Source organism: Sphingomonas fucosidasi (assembly GCF_036663855.1).
Taxonomy (GTDB): domain Bacteria; phylum Pseudomonadota; class Alphaproteobacteria; order Sphingomonadales; family Sphingomonadaceae; genus Sphingomonas; species Sphingomonas faeni_B.
The window spans coordinates 62,700-82,747 of the sequence record NZ_JAXOJR010000004.1; the positions used below are offsets into that span (position 1 = coordinate 62,700).

The 20,048-nt window shown below is 66.2% G+C and carries 17 protein-coding genes; 5 read left to right on the plus strand and 12 right to left on the minus strand.

Going from position 1 to position 20,048, the window contains the following annotated elements; genetic code table 11:
* Window positions 1-334: 334 nt before the first annotated feature.
* Both U1737_RS08640 and U1737_RS08645 read right to left on the minus strand, forming a co-directional pair.
* Window positions 335-1,549, minus strand: a complete 1,215-nt coding sequence (locus tag U1737_RS08640) for a CmpA/NrtA family ABC transporter substrate-binding protein (protein WP_332796445.1) — start codon at window positions 1,547-1,549, stop codon at window positions 335-337.
* Complete coding sequence (locus U1737_RS08645; protein WP_332796446.1) at window positions 1,549-2,127, minus strand: ANTAR domain-containing response regulator; 579 nt, start codon at window positions 2,125-2,127, stop codon at window positions 1,549-1,551. Before U1737_RS08645 ends, U1737_RS08640 begins: the two co-directional genes overlap by 1 nt.
* 230 nt (window positions 2,128-2,357) lie before the next feature.
* Between U1737_RS08645 and U1737_RS08650 the strand changes: the two genes are divergently transcribed.
* On the plus strand, window positions 2,358-3,749 hold the full coding sequence (locus U1737_RS08650) for a DUF4139 domain-containing protein (RefSeq protein WP_443027114.1): 1,392 nt from the start codon (window positions 2,358-2,360) through the stop codon (window positions 3,747-3,749).
* Window positions 3,749-5,311, plus strand: a complete 1,563-nt coding sequence (locus tag U1737_RS08655; RefSeq protein WP_332796448.1) for a DUF4139 domain-containing protein — start codon at window positions 3,749-3,751, stop codon at window positions 5,309-5,311. The genes U1737_RS08650 and U1737_RS08655 overlap by 1 nt, the downstream gene beginning before the upstream one ends.
* A 141-nt stretch (window positions 5,312-5,452) precedes the next feature.
* Here the strand turns inward: U1737_RS08655 and U1737_RS08660 are convergent, their stop codons facing one another.
* The 3 genes from U1737_RS08660 to U1737_RS08670 form a co-directional block, all read right to left on the minus strand.
* Window positions 5,453-6,472: a DUF6624 domain-containing protein gene (locus U1737_RS08660; protein ID WP_332796449.1), complete on the minus strand. Its 1,020-nt coding sequence runs from the start codon at window positions 6,470-6,472 to the stop codon at window positions 5,453-5,455.
* Window positions 6,473-6,649: 177 nt separating this feature from the next.
* Window positions 6,650-7,918 (minus strand): aminotransferase class V-fold PLP-dependent enzyme, encoded by a 1,269-nt coding sequence (locus U1737_RS08665; protein ID WP_248520542.1) that lies wholly within the window; start codon window positions 7,916-7,918, stop codon window positions 6,650-6,652.
* Window positions 7,918-10,374, minus strand: coding sequence for a TonB-dependent receptor plug domain-containing protein (locus U1737_RS08670; protein ID WP_332796450.1), 2,457 nt, complete (start codon window positions 10,372-10,374; stop codon window positions 7,918-7,920). Before U1737_RS08670 ends, U1737_RS08665 begins: the two co-directional genes overlap by 1 nt.
* Before the next feature lie 295 nt (window positions 10,375-10,669).
* Here U1737_RS08670 and U1737_RS08675 point away from each other — a divergent pair, with 295 nt between their 5' ends.
* Complete coding sequence (locus U1737_RS08675) at window positions 10,670-11,956, plus strand: S41 family peptidase (protein WP_332796451.1); 1,287 nt, start codon at window positions 10,670-10,672, stop codon at window positions 11,954-11,956.
* Window positions 11,949-12,434 carry a MarR family transcriptional regulator gene (locus tag U1737_RS08680; RefSeq protein ID WP_332796452.1) on the plus strand — a complete coding sequence of 162 codons (486 nt, stop codon included), beginning with the start codon at window positions 11,949-11,951 and terminating at the stop codon, window positions 12,432-12,434. Before U1737_RS08675 ends, U1737_RS08680 begins: the two co-directional genes overlap by 8 nt.
* A 331-nt stretch (window positions 12,435-12,765) precedes the next feature.
* On the opposite strand, the gene mepK is transcribed toward U1737_RS08680, so the two are convergent.
* On the minus strand, window positions 12,766-13,401 hold the full coding sequence (gene mepK, locus U1737_RS08685) for a peptidoglycan L,D-endopeptidase MepK (protein WP_248520546.1): 636 nt from the start codon (window positions 13,399-13,401) through the stop codon (window positions 12,766-12,768).
* 138 nt (window positions 13,402-13,539) lie between these two features.
* Here mepK and U1737_RS08690 point away from each other — a divergent pair, with 138 nt between their 5' ends.
* Window positions 13,540-13,836 carry a GCG_CRPN prefix-to-repeats domain-containing protein gene (locus tag U1737_RS08690; protein WP_332796453.1) on the plus strand — a complete coding sequence of 99 codons (297 nt, stop codon included), beginning with the start codon at window positions 13,540-13,542 and terminating at the stop codon, window positions 13,834-13,836.
* A gap of 102 nt (window positions 13,837-13,938) precedes the next feature.
* Here U1737_RS08690 and U1737_RS08695 read toward each other — a convergent pair whose 3' ends face one another.
* The 6 genes from U1737_RS08695 to U1737_RS08720 are packed head-to-tail and all read right to left on the minus strand — an operon-like array spanning window position 13,939 to window position 19,822.
* The gene (locus U1737_RS08695; protein ID WP_332796454.1) at window positions 13,939-14,352 is read right to left on the minus strand and encodes a Na+/H+ antiporter subunit G; all 414 of its coding nucleotides are present in this window, start codon (window positions 14,350-14,352) and stop codon (window positions 13,939-13,941) included.
* A complete protein-coding gene (locus U1737_RS08700) occupies window positions 14,349-14,618 on the minus strand; it encodes a K+/H+ antiporter subunit F (protein WP_332796455.1) in 270 nt (89 codons plus the stop codon). The genes U1737_RS08695 and U1737_RS08700 overlap by 4 nt, the downstream gene beginning before the upstream one ends.
* Complete coding sequence (locus U1737_RS08705; RefSeq protein ID WP_332796456.1) at window positions 14,615-15,106, minus strand: Na+/H+ antiporter subunit E; 492 nt, start codon at window positions 15,104-15,106, stop codon at window positions 14,615-14,617. The genes U1737_RS08700 and U1737_RS08705 overlap by 4 nt, the downstream gene beginning before the upstream one ends.
* Complete coding sequence (locus U1737_RS08710) at window positions 15,103-16,629, minus strand: monovalent cation/H+ antiporter subunit D (RefSeq protein ID WP_332796457.1); 1,527 nt, start codon at window positions 16,627-16,629, stop codon at window positions 15,103-15,105. The genes U1737_RS08705 and U1737_RS08710 overlap by 4 nt, the downstream gene beginning before the upstream one ends.
* The gene (locus U1737_RS08715) at window positions 16,626-16,982 is read right to left on the minus strand and encodes a Na+/H+ antiporter subunit C (protein WP_332796458.1); all 357 of its coding nucleotides are present in this window, start codon (window positions 16,980-16,982) and stop codon (window positions 16,626-16,628) included. Before U1737_RS08715 ends, U1737_RS08710 begins: the two co-directional genes overlap by 4 nt.
* Window positions 16,979-19,822, minus strand: coding sequence for a monovalent cation/H+ antiporter subunit A (locus U1737_RS08720; protein ID WP_332796459.1), 2,844 nt, complete (start codon window positions 19,820-19,822; stop codon window positions 16,979-16,981). Before U1737_RS08720 ends, U1737_RS08715 begins: the two co-directional genes overlap by 4 nt.
* Between the last annotated feature and the right edge of the window lie 226 nt (window positions 19,823-20,048).

The following is a 20,048-nucleotide window of genomic DNA, read 5'->3' on the forward strand; positions in this document are numbered from 1 at the left end:
TCTGCTATCGACAAAGAAAAAGCCGCCCCGACGGCGACCTTGCGGACGCATCGGAGCGGCTTCGTTGCCTATGGACGATCGGTGGATCGCCCTACGCGGTCAGGTCCCATCGTTGGAACCGGTCTCGCGATGATTTCGTGTCCGACTCCCTTGCCGAACGATGCGAAGATGACCGAAGTGGCCCCATCGCGCAAGCGTCATTTCGCAGGTGCAGCAGATTTGGGTTTGGCGCCTGAATTATCGCCTTCCCCTACCGTGTTTCCCCGCGAAGGCGGGGACCCAGACTGGGCTCCCGCCTTCGCGGGAGAACAAGGAGGTGCAGGGCCGCTTGCCGTCAGGGCAACCCGGCCAGATATCCCTCGATATCATCTGGATCAAACGCGCGCCGGTCGAAGAACGCATCGCGCCCAAGGATCAACCGCCCCTGAGTCGACCCCGCACCGATGCTGTCCGCGCCGATCGCTCCCTCCAGTTTCGAACTCGCATTGGGCAACGGCGCGCCCGACCCGGCCAGCGCGGCGCGGTAAATGTCCGGTCGGAACACCCCTTGCGCGATGTCCGCCTCCTCCGCCGAGAACGGCGTACCGTCCCACCGCACCATCTGCGAATACAGCCAGGCCGCCTGACTGCGCCACGGGAAGTTCGCCGCCTCGCGGTACTGGAACATGAAGTCGGGAACGTGGATCGGCACCGCATCCTTCACCAGCCGCACCCGGTCGCCGATCGCGCGCGCCACCGCATTGACCGGCGCATCGAGATAGTCCGCGCGAGACAGGATCGCGGCATTCGTCTCAAGCGTATCCGGATCGACGAACTGCGCAGCCGCAGCGTGGAGCGCGCGGATCAGCCGGTGGACCACGTCGCCGCGCTCGACCAGTGTGGCCTCGCGCATCGCCAGCACCTTCTCGACCCCACGCCGCCAGACCTGCGCCGTCACCAGCGCGATCCGCCCGACCCCGCGATCGACTGCCACCCCGTTCCACGGTTCGCCGACGCAGATACCGTCGACCTCGCCCGCCGCCAGCGCATCGGCGGCGAAGGTCGGGCTGGTCGTGACGATCTCGACGTCGGTATCCGGGCGGATGCCGACCGCAGCGAGCCAGTAGCGCAGCATGTAATTATGGCTCGAATAGCGATGCACCACGCCGAACCGCAGCCGCCGCCCGGTCGCGGCGCGCACGACCGCCACCGCCTTCAACCGCGCGCCGAGCAAAACGGGATCGCCCAACGCATCCCCGTCCAGCACCTGCGCGGCGAGCGGCAACGACAACGTGATCGCATTGCCGTTCAGCCCCAGCACGAACGGCACCGACATCGCTACCGCCGGCCGTCCGCGCCCGAGCGCCGTCGCGATCGCCAGCGGCGCGACCATGTGCGCAGCGTCGGTATGCCCGTACAGCAGCCGATCACGCACCGTCGCCCAGGTCATGTCGCGGACCAGTTCGATCTCCAGCCCCTCCGCCTCGGCGAACCCGCGTTCGCGCGCGAGGATCGGCAGCGCCGCATCGACCAACGGCAGGAAACCGATGCGAACCCGGTCGAGCGCCATCACAAATCTCCCATGAGCGCATCGCTGGTGATGATCGCGTCGGCGATCTCGACGATCCGGCGGTTGGATCGCATCGCCTGCGCGCGCAGCAGGCCGTACGCGGTCGGTTCGTCGATCCCGCGGCGCTTCATGACGATCGCCTTGGCGCGGTCGACCGTAGTGCGATCGGCCAGCGCGCTGCGCGCTTCGTGTAACTCCGCCTGCAACCGCGCGAACGCCTGGAACCGCCGGATCGCGAGGTCGATGACGGGCTTGATCCGCTGCTTGGCGAGCCCATCGACGATATACGCCGACACGCCCGCATCGACCGCGGCGTTCGTGGACTCCGCATCGCTTTGGTCAACAAACATCGCGATCGGCCGCGCCAGCGCGCGCGACACCGCGAAGAACTCCTCGAGTACGTCACGGCTCGGATTTTCGAGGTTGATCAGCACCACTTCCGGCGCGGCTTTCTCCAGCGCGGCGACCATCCCGATCGTTCCATCGATCACCACGAGATCGTCGAGCCCCGCCTCACGCAGGCCGTCGGAAATGATCGCAGCACGCGTGGTACTCGTGTCGATGATCGCGATGCGCATCGCCGAGGCTTATTACGCGCCGTCACGATTGGCGAGGCCGTGTCGGCGATTTTGGCAGCATGGGCTCGTCCGAAGCGACTGCCCATCGGACTATAAAGAGCCTCTGTCGTTCCCGCGATCCGGTGGTGGCGGCACTGCCGCGTTGCCCTTCTGATCCGACCGCGTCATTGTCGGTGCAATCAGGGGAGAATCGCGTGCGCAAGAACATCTGGCGAGCGTATGGGCTCGCGGTGCTGCTCGGATCGGCGGCCACCGCGCAGCAGCAGCCGGCCCCTGCCGATGACCCCCTTGCTGGTACCGCGCAGGGGGACGTGTCGGTCACGATCTACAATAACGACGTTGCGCTGGTGCAGGACATACGGTCGCTGTCTCTGCCGAACGGGCGGGTACGGCAGAGCTTCCCCGACGTGAGTGCATCGATCCGGCCGGAGACGGTATCGCTGACGGTGCCCGATGCCGCCATCGTCGAGCAGAACTTCGACTATGATCTGCTGAGCCCGTCGAGCCTGATGGAGAAAGCGGTCGGCGAGACGATCACGCTGGTGCGTACCAATGCCGCTACCGGTGCGGAGACTCGCGACCGTGCGAAGGTGCTGGCGGTCAATGGCGGTGTCGTCATCGAGGTCGGAGGTCATGTCGAGGTGCTTCGCGACGACGGACTGCCGGTGCGTGCGATCTTCGACCGGGTGCCCGACGCGCTGCGAGCCCGCCCGACGCTGTCGGTGACGCTCGCCAGTACGCGCGCGGGATCGCGGCCGGCGACACTCTCCTACCTGAGCCGTGGGCTGGGCTGGAGCGCCGACTATGTGGCGCTGTTCGATGATAAGAGCGGGAAGGTGGACGTCCAGGGCTGGGTGACGCTGAAGAACACCAGCGGGACGACGTTCGGCAACGCCAGGACGTTGCTGGTCGCCGGCGAGGTCGGCAGCGCCGACGATGACGGGAACGGCAGTTACGCGCCACGCCGCCGCCGCATGACGACGACCCGGCCCGGGACCGAAAGCAGCGCGCGCGAGCAACTCGGTGACTTTTATCTATACCCCTTGGCCGAGCCGACCACGATCGCCGACAAACAGACCAAGCAGGTCAGCTTTCTCGACGCGAAGGGCGTGGCCGCAAGCGCTGGCTACCGGTTCGAGAATGGCTGGCTCGGCAGTTCGGATGAGCCGCGCAGCGCGCAGTCGGTGCTGCGCTTCAGCAACTCGGGAGCGGCAAGCCTCGGCGACGCGCTGCCGGCGGGGGTGGTGCGGGTATACGTCCGCGATGCGCGTGGCCAGCCGCAGTTCACGGGCGAGAACCGTATCGAGCATACCCCGCAGGGATCGACCATCGCACTTCCCACCAGCGATGCGTTCGACGTGAAGGTGCAGCCCACCACCGTCTCGCGTACGCGACAGGGAGACAGCCGCTGGCGCACGGCGATGCGGTACAAGCTGACCAACGCGCGCGCGCGGCCGGTGACGGTGGAACTCGTGCAGGGCGGGCTCGACTGGGGCGACGTGCGCGTCGTCGCGGACAGCGCCAAGGGAGAGCGCCGGGACGCCGGCACGCTGGCGTGGCAGGTCATGGTGCCGGCGAACGGCAGCGCGACGGTGACCGCGACCTTCGATACCCGCTACTGATGCGGCGTCTGCCGCTGCTTCTGCTGGAGGTCCTGCTGCTGTCAGGCATGCTGCTGGCGGGCGAGGCTGAGGCGCAGACGATTGTCACCTCGTCGGCGCCCGATCGCGTTGCGCTGACGGTGTACCGTTCGCCCTATGGCAGGGGGGCGATCAACCTGCAGTATCTCGGCGGCTTTGCGCTGGTGACCGAAACGCGCCGGGTGCGATTGCCACGCGGACCCGCGGTGCTCCGCTTCGAGGGCGTGGCGGAGGGGATCGTGCCGGTCAGCGCCATCGTCGACGGCCTGCCCGGCGGCACGATCGAGAAGAACCGCGACGCCCGCCTGCTGTCACCGGCCTCGCTGGTCGATGGCACGCTTGGTCGCGAAGTGACGCTGACCCGCACCGACAAGGCGACCGGACGGCTGGTGGATGAACCCGCGACGATCGTCGCAGGCCCGACACCGGGTGTCATCCTGCGCACGACTGCCGGGATCGAGGCGTTGCGCTGCTCGGGTCTGGCGGAGCGGCTGAATTTCGGCCGCGTGCCCGCGAGCCTGTCGAGCAAGCCGGTGCTGAGCGTGACGACGACCAGCCCAAGCGCGCGCACGGTGACGGTCCGGCTGTCCTATCTTTCTTCGGGGTTCGACTGGCGCGCGAGCTATGTCGCATCGCTGGCCACCGACCGGCGAACGGTCGACCTGTTCGCCTGGCTGACGCTCGCCAACGGCAATCCAGAGGTATTCTCGAACGCAGACGTTCAGGCCGTTGCAGGCCGGCTCAACCGCGTCGCGGTTCCGGCGATCCCCGCGGCGGCTGGCGCCCTGCGGCTGGTCTGCTACCCGCTCGGCACGACGACCTCGGACCTACGCGAAACGCAATTCGAGCCGGCCGAGGAGATCGTGGTAACCGCGTCGCGAGTGATGTCGTTCGCGCTATCGGCGCCGCCGGCACCACCTGCGCCGCCACCGCCGCCCCCACCACCGCCGCCCGAGGATCTCGGCGATCTGAAGCTGTATCGCGTGCCGACGCCGACGACCGTTGCGGCCCGGGGGCAGAAGCAGGTTGCTCTATTGGTCCAGAAGACGGTGCCGGTCGAACGCCGCTACCGGCGGGCCGTGTATCCCGGCCAGCAACTCGACGGTGTGCCAACCTCGATCGTGCTGGTGCTGAAAAACGATAAGCAGGGCGGCTTGGGCGTGCCGCTGCCCGCCGGCAGCACCGCGCTCTACGCGGAGCGGGCAGGCGCACGACTGCTTCTCGGTTTGGGAGCGATCGGCGACCGCACCATCGGCGAGACGGTTCGCCTTGCAGCCGGCGTGAGCACCCAGGTGACGCTTACCCAGGCGGTAGTGCCGCTTCGCGCGCCGGCAGCGACCGCGCCGGGAGCCGGGGGTTCGCACGAGGCGGCGATAACCGCAACCAACAGCACCGCGTTCCCGGTGCTGCTCGACGTGCCGATCGGCGCAGCGGGGCAGGCGATCGAAGCCGACGGGCAGGAGGTCGGCCGTACCGATGGGATCGCCACCTGGTCGCCGCTGCTGCCGCCGGGTGGCAAGGCCGAGTTGCGCTACCGCTACTGACGGTCGAACTTCGAGCGCGGGCCAGTTTCCTTCACGGCCGACCCTCTCGCGTAATCTCGCTATGGTCGTCGATCTGAACACCGAACGTGGAAATTGACATGGTGACCGCGAACGTCCGGTCGTCGGTCGTATGGCGCGGGCCTAAGCCTCTGGGGGACATGGCCCGTACAAGGTATCGATCTGGGCGGCGTTTGCCTTGAGCGAGCCGAGCTTCGCCGTCGCGCGCAACGCGTCGGTGACCGCATCAGTGGTCGCCAGCGGCAGTGGCACGCGTTTGCCGCTCTTGCAGGTCCATTGCGTCCCGTATCGCTGCCGACCAGACAGCTTGAGCTGGACGCGGTCCGTCAACATCGCAAAGTTGCGCGGATCGATCTCGTCTTTGGCCGCTAGCGGCGTCATGAGGCGCAACGCCGTCAGCTGGAAGGCAGGATTGGCGTCCGCATGCTGGACAAGCAGCCAAGCGGCGCTGGATGCCTCGCCCCCTACCGTCGAACGCGTCGGCCAGCCTTGATGCGCGACCTTGGCGGATAGCCATGCCGTATTCGCTTGATCGCGATCGTCCAGGGCACGCAGAAGAATGCCTTCGTACGCGATCCGTTCGAGCGACGAATAGGTCGCGGTTTGCCCCTCGTGGCGCTGGCTTTCGACCCATGCGAACCGCAATGCCTGCTCCCCCATCGGTCGGGTGCGCAACTGCTCGGCATACGCGCCGTGATCGATCACCTGCCGCTCCACGAGCGCGGTCGCACGGATAATACCCAGGGCATAGGGCCGGACGCGATCGAGCGCAGAGGAAAAGGCCGGCCATGTCACGTCCGCCGGTATCGGCAGGCGGACGAACTGACGGCACGGTGCAGGCCGAGCATAGACGTCCGGACCTGGGTCGAAGGTCTGGCCCATCGCCGCCAGCCGGTCCTTCATCGCGGCACGCGACTGGTTTTCACACCCTTCGTTCCACTTCAAAGCGGTAACGAACGCCTGTTTGTCGCCATCGGTCGCGTCGGCAAACCGCCCGCGCAACCATCGATAGTCGCCGTCCTCGACGACGCCGTTATGCAGGAAAGAGGAGAGGGCAGGTGGAACACTCGACGGCTGAATCGCTGCACCTGCCGGAGCCGATCCGATGAGTAGGGCGCTCAGACCGATCTGGAATGCTCGCACATATATTCTCCGCCAGCGTCAACGCTTCGATGCGGCGGGCCAAGGGAAAACGCAACTGCGCCAACGACGTTCGATGGCGGCTTCGACGTCGTATCGGAAAGCGACGTGGCGGCGCACCCCCTTGTCGCCATTCGGACAGCGGATCCGCTTCACGTCGATCTTCCGCAGCGTGCGTACTTACTGGCACAGTTTCTTCAATGCGCCGGCCAGGGCATCCATATCCGCCATCGTATTGAACAGCGCGGGGGTCACCCGGACGCACGCGCCTCCTGCGGGGCCATCGCGATAGACGGTGAAGATCCGAAATTCCTCGAGCAATCGTTTCGACACCGCGATATTGTCTGCAGTGCTGGTCTGTCCTTTGAGACGGAAGGACGTGATCCCGCCGTGGAGCGTGGCGTCGTCCGGGGTCAGGATTTCGATGCCGGTCAGTGGCCGCACTTGTTCGACCCATCGATTGCGAAGTGCGGCGAGGCGATCGGCGCGGCGCTTGCTGCCGATCGTGTCCTGAAATGCCAGCGCTGCGGGGATCGTCAGGGGCGCGGCGAAATCGACCGTGCCGGTGTGGATGCGCGCGTTGATGGTGTCGCGGTCGGATGCGGGATTGGCAGGGTCGCGGTCGATCGCCGACAGCGCGCGCTGCCGGATATGGATCGCGCCGACGCCCAACGGCGCGCCGAGCCATTTGTGGCAGTTTATGCCGACATAATCGCAATCGAGATCGGCGAGCGTCATGTCGAGCTGGCACCAGCTATGCGCCGCATCCACGATCGTCGCGATGCCGCGAGCGCGCGCCATCGCGGCGATCTCGCGCACTGGCAGGACGAGGCCGGTGCGATGGCTGAGATGGGTGAGCAGGATCAGTTTCAGGCGCGGATTCGCCTCCATCGCGGCTGCATAGGCGTCGATGAGCGATTGGCGCGTGGCGGGCTGGGGCAGGGCGATCCTCACGACCGTCACGCCGCGCCGCGCCCTCAGGCTATCCATGCACGCCTGCATGCTGTCATAGTCGAGGTCGGCGTAGAGCACCGCGTCGCCGGGTGTCAGTGCGTTATAGCCGAGGATCAGCGCCTTCAAGGCCTCGGTCGCGTTGCGGGTGAAGGCGATTTCCTCTGCGGGCACCCGCACCGTGGCGGCCAGCGCGTCGCGCGCGGCCATCCAGTCCTTCATCATGCCACGTCGGGTATAATAGCTGGTGTCGCGGTTCACCCGCTCGAGATTGCGTTCATACGCCTGGAGCACGGGGCGGGCCATCATGCCCCAATTGCCGTTCTCGAGCTGGATCACCTCGCGCGTGACATCATAGTGTGCCGCCACGCCCTTCCAGAACGCGTCGTCCTCGGTCGCCGACGAATGTGGAAAGGCGCTCGCCGGAACTGCCGCAACGGCGGCGGCTCCGGTCAGGAACAGGCGGCGGTCCATGACAGTCGCGACGATACCGGACATCAGAAGCTCATCCCCATCCGCACGTAATATTGGCCGCCATCGGTATCGTAAGGCGCATTGCGTGAATAGATCAGGCCGCGCACCGCCTGGTTCGTCGCCTCGTCCGGATAGGTGTTGGCGACGTTCTCCGCGCCGACCCGCAGCGTGAAATGATCGTCGAACTTGTACGCAGCCGACACGTCGAACAGCGCGATCGAACCGAAGCGCTGGAACAGTTCGCCGGTCGCGTTGCCGGTGACGTCGGTCCAGGCGCCGTAATACCGCGCCCGCGCAAGGAGCGACAGCGCGCCGATGTCGTAGCCCAACGTCGCGGTGCCGTTATGCTTGGGCAGGCGCTCTTCGAAGATCCGCCTTTGCGTGTCGTTGGGGATCGCGGCGCTGGTACCGCTGCGCACATTGGTCTGGTTGTAGTTGTAGGCGAGGCTCAGATTGGCGCGGCCCGGTCCGACGCGGTGGCCATAGCCGACCACCGCGTCGATGCCGCGCGTTCGGGTGTCGAAGTCGTTGGTGAAATAACTGACCGCCGTGAAGCGCTGCGGGTTCGCAAAATTGGCCGGCACCGCGAAGGTGCGGGACTGGCTGAAGCGGTTGTCGACGTCGATCTGGTAGAGGTCGACGCTTGCCGTCAGGCCGAAACGGCTCTGGAAGGTCAGGCCGGTGGTCGCGGTCTTCGACGTTTCCGGGGTCAGCGGCGTGGCGCCCAGCGCGATCGCCAGCGGATCGCTGGGCGACAGGCGGCCCTGATTGAAGACCTGCAACGTGGTGGTGTCTAGCCCCTGCGTGGTCTGCGACGTGTTGAGCTGCGCCGGCGTCGGTGCGCGGAAGCCGGTGGAATAGGTGCCGCGCGCAGCGATGCCCTTCACCGGTTCGAACCGTGCCGACAGCTTGTAGTTGAACGTGTCGCCGAATGCAGAGAAGTCCTCGTAGCGGCCGGCGGCCCCCAGCGTGACGCTCTCGATCGGCTGCCATTCGAGATCGACGTAGCCGGCATAGCTGGTCTGGTCGAAGGTACCGGCAAGCGCGGGGCTGAAGCCTGGAAAGCCGTTGGAATTGGGCGCGAGACCGGTCGCCGCGCCCGCACCGATCGCGTAGGATGCGGGATCACCGGCCGACACCTGATAGGTTTCGCGGCGACGCTCGGCACCGAACGCGACGTTGACCGGCTCTGCCGTGCCGACCGGAAGGCGATAGACGAAATCGGCGTTCAGGTTGAATTCGCGCTGCTCGAGGCGGCCGAGATAGAAGCTGGTCGGGCTTGCCGGACCGAGCGAGGCGTTGAGGCTTTCGTTCAGCGTATAATCGATCCGGCTCCGTCCGAACGCGGCGCTCAGATCGTAGCTGAACCGGTCGCTCAGATCGCCGCGCAAACCGGTATCGCCCTGATAGTCGCTGTACGTCGTACCGAAGCGCGGCGAGAAGCCGACCGGATAGACGCTGTTGAACGAAAAGCCCGGAAACGCGCTGCTCGCGCCGTACACGCTGCTGGTGCCGGCCGGATTGCGCCAGTTGAAATCGGTGACGCCTTCGCCGCTTTGCGCCGTGCCGAAGACGTACAGCTTGGCGGCGTTGCTGAACGCATAATTGGCGTCGAGTGCACCGCGGATACGCTCTTCGTCGGGCTGGCCCCAGCGCTGAACCGGGTTACGCACGGACAGAGTGGGGTTGGCCGCCTGGAAGGCGATGGCGTCGGGGCGCTGGCGCGTACGCGATGTCGCCTCGCTATGATCATATTCGCCGGTGACGGCCAGCGTGCCGCGATCGCCGAGCGCGATGCCGCCCCGTGCACCGGTCTGATATTCCTTGCCGTCGCCTTTGTAATATTGGGAATATTGGCCGAACGCATCCATCCCGACGGTGTCGTCGAGGATGATGTTGACGACGCCGGCAATCGCGTCCGAGCCATATTGCGCGGACGCGCCGTCGCGCAGCACTTCGATCCGTTTGATCGCGAGTGACGGGATGCCAGCAAGATCGGGCGCCTGCGCGCCGCGTGTGCCGAGCAGTGCGGAACGGTGATAGCGCTTGCCGTTCACCAGCACGAGCGTCTGATCGGCGGACAGGCCGCGCAGGCTCGCCGGGCGCACGAACGCCTGACCGTCCGCTGCAGGAAGGCGCTGGACGTTGAACGAGGGCAACAACTGCGCCAGCGTGTCGGACAGGTCGCCCGACACGCTCGATCGCACCGCGTCGCCGGACAGGACGTCGACGGGCGCGAGCGTATCGAACTGGGTGCGCGATCGATCACGCGTGCCGGTGACGACGATCTGGTTCTCGGTATCCGCGCCATCTGCGGTCCCGGCTGCGGTGCCATCTGCGGTCCCGGCCGCGGTGCGATCTGCGGTACGATCTGGGCCCCGATCTGTGGGCAACGACGGGGTAACGTCCCGCGCCGTCTGCGCAAGCGCAGGCGTGCCGGCGAGCAGCGCAATCAGCGCGCTGCTGGTGGTGTGTTTCATGATGCCCCTAACGGTTGTCGACTTGGTATGCCGGCCTGAAGGGGCAGCTAGGCCGGGCGCATTTCATCGTGATGACGGGCCGGCGGCATTTCGATGACGCAATGATAGCCGCCTACACTCAGCACGATCGGCCGTGGGTCTCCGAATCCGCGACACGACGGAGACGCCTTCCAAGGTCGAAAGAAGTGTATTGCAACATATTGCGCAATATGTTGTATACCGTTTTCTAGTCAAAGGGGTCCAAATCGAAATGCGCTATCGACCGTCCTCGCTTGCAATACTCTCGGCTCTGTCGTTGCTCTGTCCGACGACCGCCTTTGCCGATCCACCCGCCATATCCGCGACCGAAAAGGCTGCGATCGTTGCGTCGCTGAACAGCGCGCTGGAGGCAAATTACGCGTTCCCGAACATGACCCGGAAAATCGGCCCGGTGCTTCGCGATCATCTGGCAAAGGGCGATTACGACGCGATCACGACCAAGGACGATCTGGCCCACCGCCTGACCGACGATCTCCTGAAGATCAGCGGCGACCTGCACTTCTTCGTCGGCGTCGATCCGAAATGGGTTGCCGACTTTCGGACAAAGGACGTGCCGGCGCGCAAGGCCGAGATCGGCAGAGCCGAACTTGCGAAACTCGAGGAAAGCAATTTCGGCTTCGACCAGGTCAGCCGCCTGAGCGGCAATATCGGCTATATCCGTTTCAGCTATTTCGCCGACCCGGTGCTTGCCTATGATACTGCCGCGGCGGCGATGCGCTTCGTCCAGAACAGCGATGCGGTGATCCTCGACCTGCGATACAATAATGGCGGGTATCTGGAGATGGCGCAGTTTCTCGCGAGCTATTTCTTCCCCGGCGACAAGGATCAGCTGCTCTTCGATTATGATTACAACGAAGACGGCAAGCGGATCGCGCGCGGGCAATGGGTGCTGCCAGGGTTGCCCGGCAAGCGCATGGTCGACACGCCGCTCTATATCCTGACCGGTTCGACATCCTTCTCGTCGGCAGAGTGGTTGTCCTACGCGATGAAGAAGCTCGGCCGGGCGACCTTGATCGGCGCACGGACCGCGGGCGGCGCGCATCCGGTGGCGCGTAAACCGGTCGACGACGACCTGTTCGTGCAGGTGCCGATCGGTCAGATTCGCGACCCGGTGGATCATGGCGATTTCGAGGGGACCGGGGTGCAGCCCGATATCGAAAGCCCGTCGATCGACGCATTGCCTTTGGCGCATAAGCTCGCGTTCGAAAATCTGGCGAAGGCCGACACGGTAAAAGGACGGGATTATGCCTGGCTCCTTCCCGCCCTGACGGCGAGCGTCCACCAGCCCGATGTCGATCCCGCCCAGATGCGAAGAGCGGTCGGGAAATATGAGGGGCGCGAGATCGTTCTGGAGAACGGTACGCTCTTCTACATCTGGCGGACGCGGCTTCGCGTTGCGCTGCAGCCGCTTGGCGCGGACCTGTTCGCAGTGGAGGGGGTGTCGGATTTCCGCTATCGGCTGAAGCTCGACCGCGGCAGGGCGACTGCGCTGGAGCGCGTGAACAAGGACGGTAGCATGCAGACGTACAAACGCCTTGGCTGAGCGGAGGACCAACCCGCCGGCGATCGACGATGTCGCATTTCTCGGCCGTACGGTCGAACGACTTAGCGTACTGATCGCCGAACAATCGAAAGCGGTGTTCGACGATCGGGGGATCGTCATCCCGGTGCGCTCATGTTCGCTTGTGACCGTGCTTGCGAAACTGGGCGCGGCGTCGGCGTCGGATCTGGCGAGAGAGCTCGGTCACTCGCATCAGCTCGTGATGCAAAAGATACCCAAGCTCGTCAGTCTCGGGTTGATCCGGGATCGCACCGATGACGACGACGCGCGCCGACGCCTGTTCCAGTTGACCGACAAGGGCGTCGAGCAGTTCGCGAAATTCGAACAATGCACGGTGCTGCTCCGCACCGCCTATGCGCGGTTGTTCGCCGACGTGGGTGACGTGAAAAATCTTGTCGAGCGAACGACTGCTGCGCTCGACGACACCCCGCTGCGCGATCGTGTGGATCCGGGCGACTAGGGTGCGGCTGACAATCAGTCAAAACAGGCTGGCCGTCCCAAGCGATGTCGAAAATGTACCAATCCGCATGATTCGGTCGTGAAAGAAACGCCGGACGCAGCCCCTCTGACGTCGCGATCTTCAATTCAGGATCTGTAGCGTCAGGTGCGGACCGCGCATGAGAGTCTGATCGCCGCGCGCGATGTGTTCGTTGTCGCCGGGCAGGGACGCGGCGGAGCAGATCACGCGTTCGATCGGCGGCGTGACGCAGATCGGTTATCCGCTCGATCTAAACCTCGAAGCCTGTGATCCGTGCCCGTCAAAGCCCGATGCTTGTTGCGAGGTGCTCGATTCAGCTCCAGTGACGCAGTGCCCCTGTATCCATGTGCACGAAACCGTCGTTCGGGTAATAGCCCACGCCCCCACCGCGCAGCGACAAGGCGGCGCTTCGGAGATGACTGAGCGGCACCCCGGGAATCGCGATATCTGTCGCTTTGCCGAGCATGTGCTGGCTTTTGCTGGCGACGCCGTGCGACCGAGCATGGAGCGCGCGGTTGGTCTTCGGGCTCCGATACCCCGAGACCAGCTTCAGCGCCTTGCGCGGCGGCACGTCGAGCCGATCGCGGACCCGCACCAACAGATCGAGGAGCCCGGGGTCCATTTTCCGCGTCGCTCCGGTACGCCAATCGCGCATGGCGTGATTGAGTTCGGCAAGGCCGTCCGCGCGATAGCGGCCATTGGCGAAGAAACAGGCGTCGTAGCGCTCGCCGTTGTGCGGATTGACCAGTACGAGCCGGCGCTCGGGCGCGCGCGCGGAAACCCGTTCCGACAAGGCGGCCGTAACGAGCGCGGCGACACCGCCGTTGATCAGATCGCGGCGGGAAAACAAGGCGTTGGACAAATGTCGGTTCCGGTCAAAGAGTGGCTCCAACCTTAGGGCATGACAGTGCGCGTGTTCCTTAATGGTGTGCGCGTTCGTCGCATCCATTCCACCGTTCGCCTGATTGTCGGCTGCTGAGCGGGGGGCTTCTCGACAAAGTCACGTCGTTCGCTGGCTGGCTTATGAAAAACACACCTTTTCTCCGAAGGCGCGACGGAAACGGCGTCCGGGGTCGTTGAACCAGGCATGACGCCGCGCAACCGGCGTCGATCACGTCAGGAGGTAAGTCATGAAAAGCTCGTGCTGGCCGCACTGGCGGTCGGAACCGCCATCCCGACGGCAATGCCCGCCGAAGCGCGGCAGGGCTGTGGCCCCCGGTTTCACCGCGGCGCTTATGGTCGCTGTATTCCCAATCGCGTAGGGCGCGTCGTGGTCGTGCCTGCGCCGCGGGTCGGCGTCTACTACCCCGGTCGCGGCTATCGGCATGCCAACCGCTATTGGGGGCATCGCTATCGCTGGCATGGCGGCTGGCGGTATCGTTAATCGACGATGGACATCATGGCGGCGCGAAAGACCAGGCTTGCTCGATCGCGATCCGTATACCCCCTTTAATCAGGCGGGATGGGTCCTAGCGCGGCTGGGCGATCAGCTATTGGCGGTCGAAGCCTGCGTGTCCTTTTCCGGTGCTTCGAAGGTCGCCCAGTCGCCTTCGCCGGCTGGGCGCGGCGGGGGGCCGGCGATGCCGTCGGGCTCCTCGATCGCACCAATCCGCCGACGATGAAGATGGACCTTCGCGATCATGTTGGCGGAGATCGGGGCGGTGATGAACAGGAACAGCGCGATCAACAGTTCGTGGGCCGTCCAGATGCTGAGCCGTCCCTGGAAATAGATCACCGACGCGAGCAGCAGCGAGCCGAGCCCGAGCGTCGTCGCCTTGGTCGGGCCGTGCAGCCGCTCCATCGTCGAGGGCAGGCGGACAAGCCCCCAGCTGCCGATCAGGACGAAGGTCGCGCCGAGCAGGACCAGCGCGACAACGATGATATCGACCAGCATGCTCATTCGACGATATCCCCGCGCAGGATGAACTTGCAATAGGCGATGGTGCTGACGAAGCCGACCATCGCCAGCAGCAACGCCGCCTCGAAATAGGTGTCGCTGCCGCCGGCCATGCCGACCAGCACGATCAGCGCGATCGCATTGATGACCATCGTGTCGAGCGCGACGATCCGGTCGCCGAGCGCCGGCCCCTTGAGCAATCGCCACCCATTGAAGAGCAGCGCGAGCGCGACGCACCCGAACGCGATCCCAAGCGCGATGCCGATCATGCGAATATCCTTTGCAGCCGCGCCTCGTAACGGGTCTTGATCCGCGCGATCTCGGCCGCCTCGTCACCGACGTCCAGCGCATGGACCAGCAGCGATCGGCCGTCGGCGGACACGTCGGAGGAGACCGTCCCCGGCGTCAGGCTGATGGTGGCGGCGAGCACGGTCACCGCCTCGGGCGTCCTCAGCGCGATCGGGACGACCAGCCAGCGCGAGCGCAGATCGCGGTTGCGCCGGAACAGGATCAGCCGCGCGACCTGGAAATTGGCGACGACGATGTCGAACAGGACGATGACGCAATAGCCGAGCAGCGCGCGGCCGAACCGGACGCGCGGGCGATCCGGCCAGAACGGCTCGGTAAACTTGGGCAGGACAAGCCCGAACACGGCGCCGAGCAGGATGCCGCCGACCGTGACGGTGTTGGCCATCAGGAGCCAGACGATCAGCAGCATGATCGACAAAGCGGGATGCGGCAGGAGGCGCTTCATCATCGTGGCCCTCCCCCCAGCACCGCGGCACTGTACCGGTCGGGGGCGAAGATCTGCGCGGCGGTCTGCTCGGTCTGCTCCGTCGCCCAGCCGGCGCCCAGCGTCAGGAGCGCGAGCAGCGCGATCAGCGCGGCGGGCGCGACCAGTTCGGCTCGCGACCGGTCTGCGCCGGCGATCGGATCGGCGTCGGACGCGGCCGCCTTCCAGAAGATCGCGCTGCCGCTGCGGGCGAAGCCGATGACGCCGACCAGCGTCGTGCCCAGCACCGTCGCCCAGATCGCCACCCACGCGGGTGCCGTAAACGTCGTCTGGAGGATGAACAGCTTGGCGACGAAGCCCGACAGCGGCGGCAGGCCGACGGCAGCGATGGTCGCCGCGAGGAACAGCAGCCCCGTGGCCTGCTGATCGGCGAAACGCGGGCTGGGTGCGGTCGCGTCGCCATATTGGCCGCGCCGCCGCAGCGTCGCATCGGCGACCAGGAACAAGGCCGCCCCGGCCAGCGTCGCGTGGACCAGGTAGAAGAGTGCCGCCGCGGTGGTGGCCTGCGTCCAGCACGATACGGCGAGCAACAGCGTGCCGGTCGACCCGAGGATCGCGAAGGCCGCCTGCTCGCGCATCGCCCGCGCGGCGAGCACGCCGGCAAATCCGATCACCGCCGTCAGGACCGCGGCGGGTAGCAGCCAGGGCGCCGGCACCCACGCCGCGGCGCCTGCGGACTCGCCGAAGATCAGCGGCACCGTGCGGATCATCGCGTAGACCCCAACCTTCGTCATGATCGCAAACAGCGCCGCGACCACCGGCGTCGTCGCCGCATAGGTGCGCGGCAGCCACAGATGGAGCGGCACGACCGCGGCCTTCAGCGCGAACACGGTCAGCAGCAGCAGGCCGGCAAGGCGGATCATGCCCTGGTCCTGTGCACCGAGCAACGCGATCCGGCGCGACAGATCGGCCATGTTGAGCGTGCCGGTCAGGCCATAGAGCAGCCCGAGCGCGATCAGGAACAGCGCCGACCCGACGATGTTGACGATGACATAGGCAACCCCGGCCTTCAGCCGCGCGGATCCCTGCCCGTGCAGCATCAGCCCGTAGGAGGCGATCAGCAGGACCTCGAAGAACACGAACAGGTTGAACAGGTCACCGGTCAGGAACGCGCCGTTGAGACCGAGCAGCTGGAAATGGAACATCGGATGGAAATGCCAGCCCTTGCGATCGACGGCGGTGACGATCGCATGGATCATCACCACCAGGGCAAGTACCGACGCCAGCACGAGCATCATCGCGGACAGCCGGTCGAGCACCAGCACGATCCCGAACGGCGCCGGCCAGCCGCCGAGGGGATAAGCGCGGATCGCATCGTCCTGCGCGATGCCGAACAGCATGAGGGCCGCGATCAGCATCGCGACGCACCCGGCGAGCGACAGCGCCACGCCGACGCGGCGACGCCGGCGCATCGCCAGCAGCGCGAGCGGCGCGACGATCGCGGGAATGACGACCGGCGCGATCACCAGCTGGTCGATCGCCATCATGACGGGCTCTCGTCTTTCGCGGGGTCGGCAAGACCGTCGACCTGATCCGAACCGCTCTCGAGGAAACTGCGGAGCGACAGGATGACGACGAGCGCGGTCATGCCGAAGGTGATGACGATCGCGGTCAGCACCAACGCCTGCGGCAGCGGATCTGCATGCTCGGTCACCCCCTTGGCGAACAGCGGCGGACGATCGACGACCAGCCCGCCTATCGCGAACAGGAACAGGTTCACCGCATAGGACAGCAGGGTCAGCCCCAGGACGACCTGGAAGGTCCGGCCGCGCAACGACAGATAGACGCCGCCCGCGACCAGCACCGCGATTGCGCTGGCGATCAGGAACTCAAGGCTCATCGCACCGCCTCCCGGTCGGTCATGTCGGTTTCGTCATTGACCTCGGCATAGCGCGCGGCGCGCTGGGCGACGTGGCTGAGCTGCGCCAGTGCCATCATCACCGCGCCCACGACGACGCAGGCGACGCCGGTATCGAACAGCGTCGCGGTCGCCAGCTCGACCTCGCCGACCAGCGGGACGTGGAAATAGCCGAAGCTGCTCGACAGGAACGGCGCGTCGAAGGCGAGTGAGCCGAGCCCAGTCGCGGTGGCGATCAGCACGCCGAACGCGATCAGCGGATGCTCGCCGATCCGGCGGCGCTCGTCGGTCCAGTCGAAGCCCGAGGCGAGGTACTGGAGCAGGATCGCGATCGAGAAGACCAGCGCGGCGATGAACCCGCCGCCGGGCTGATTGTGACCGCGCAGGAAGATGTAGAGGCCGACCAGCAACGCGAGCGGCATCAGCAGCCGGGTCGCCATCACGAACATCATCGGATGACGCTCCGGCGAATGCGGCATGTCCGCGCGCCATTCCCGCAGCCGCCGGCCGGCAATGCCGCGCGCTGCGGGTTCGAGCAGCGCGAAGATCGCGAGCCCGGCAATTCCCAGCACGATGATCTCGCCCAGTGTATCGAAGGCACGGAAATCGACGAGCGTCACGTTCACCACATTCGTACCGCCTCCGCCCGAATAGCTGTTCGCCCAGTGATAGGACGACACCGTGTCGCGCGTCTCCCGCGTCATGATCGCCCAGGCCGCCCAGCCGGTCCCGAGGCCCGCGACGATCCCGAGCACGGCGTCGCGCATCTTGCGGGGCGTGCTCGACAGGCTTGGCGGGGTCTTCGGCAGCAGGTTGAGCGCCAGCAGCAGCAGCAGGATCGTGACGACCTCCACCGCGACCTGCGTCAAGGCGAGATCCGGGGCGGAGAGGTGGACGAAGGCGAGCGCGATGACGAGGCCGATGACGCTGATGAACACCAGCGCCAGGAACCGCTGTCGCTGGCGGACGACCACGAGCAGCGTGGCGAGGACCAGCGCGACCCACGCGACGATCGCGACCGGCGAGGCCGGGAGCGTCGGGCGCATCCCTGCGGCAAGCCCGCCCGGAGTCCGCGCCGCATCGACGGCCAGCATTGTCGCCACCGCGAACAGCGCGAACAGATAGCGCTGGAGCGAGGCGACGTGGAGCGCGAGCGTCACCCGGCGGGTGGTGCCGACGACCGCGGCCATCGCGCGATCGAACAGCGATTTCGCATCGATCGCCGGTTTTTGGTCGAGCCATGCCGCGATCGGTGCACGTTGCCACAGCAGAAGCGCGCCGATCGCGACCGCGGCGACGCTCATCGCCAGCGCAGGGTTGATGCCGTGCCACAGCGCCAGATGCAGGTCGGGGGCCGGACCGCCGACGACCGCGGCCGTGGCTGCGGCGACGAGCGGGCCGGCGATCGTCATCGGCAGCAATCCGAGCGCGATCGCGATCAGGACCAGCAAGGCGGGCGGGGCCAGCATCGCCGCTCCCGGATCGTGCGGTGCCGGGACATCGCCCGTGCGACGCGGCCCGAAGAACTGCGCGGTCGCGTAGCGCAGCGAATAGGCCACCGACAGCGTCGCCGCGATCGTCGCCAATAGCGGCACGAGCAGCGCCTGCCCCGCAAACACGGTATGCACGCTTTGCTCGAGCATCATCTCCTTGGAAATGAACCCGCCGAGCGGCGGCAGGCCCGCCATTGCCGCGACCGCGAGCGTCCCCAGTGTCGCGGTGATCGGCATCAGCGCGGCAAGGCCGCCGAGCCGGCGGATGTCGCGCGTGCCGGTCTCGTGATCGACGATACCGGCGTTCATGAACAACGCCGCCTTGAACGCGGCGTGGTTGAGGATGTGGAAGATCGCCGCCGACGCCGCAGCGGGCGTGCCGAAGCCCAGCAGCATGACCATCAGGCCGAGCTGGCTGATCGTGGAATAGGCCAGGATCGCCTTCAGGTCGTTGCGGAACAGCGCGACGCCCGCCCCGAACAGCATCGTGACGAGGCCGGTCGAGGCGACGAGGTAGAACCACATCTCGGTCCCGGCCAGCACCGGCCACAGCCGCGCGAGCAGGAACACGCCGGCCTTCACCATGGTGGCCGAATGGAGATAGGCGCTGACTGGAGTCGGCGCCGCCATCGCGTGCGGCAGCCAGAAGTGGAAGGGGAACTGCGCCGATTTGGTGAACGCACCGAGGAGAACGAGGATCAGGATGCCGGGATAGAGCGGCGAGGCCTGGACCATATCGCCGCGATCGAGGATCGTCGCCAGATCGTACGAGCCCGCTGCCTGCCCGAGCAACAGCATCCCGGCGATGAGCGCGAGACCACCCCCGCCGGTGACCGCAAGCGCCATGCCCGCGCCCTGCCGCGCGTCGGCCCGATCGCGCCAGAACCCGATCAGCAGGAAGGACGAGAGGCTGGTCAGCTCCCAGAACACTAGCATCAGCAGGATGTTGCTCGACAGCGAGATGCCGACCATCGCGCCCTGGAACAGCATCAGGAACGACAGGAAGCGCCCGGTCGGCTCGGTCTTCGCGAGATACCCCTGCGCATAGATCACCACGAGCAGGCCGATGCCCAGGATCAGCCCTGCGAACAGCAGTGCCAGCGGATCGAGCCACAGGCTGAAATCGAGCCCCAGCGCCGGTATCCAGCCGACCCGTGCGGTCATCGGCGTACCGGCGAGCACGCCGGGTGCAGCGCCCAGCAGCAATGCGAGCCCAGCCGCACTGGCCCCGGCAGCGATCGCCATATGCGCGCGACGCGACGCGCCGGCGTTCAGCGCCAGCATCACCGCAGCCGCGAACGGCAAAGACAGCAGGGCCACCAGGACCATTCGACATTCCCCCGGAGATTAGAACGCGCAGCCATGACACGGCGCGCCGCTCAGGTCGACGTCTGCATCGACGCGCGCGCAGAGGATCGCCTCACCCTGAGTTTTTCACCGGGCCGCCTCCGTTGCTCGACGTGGATTCGATGATCGCCAGCATCCTCGCGCGGCATAGCGGCGGTACGATCATGCTGACGAACTTGCCGGAGCGGGGCCCGAATGCGACGGTGCG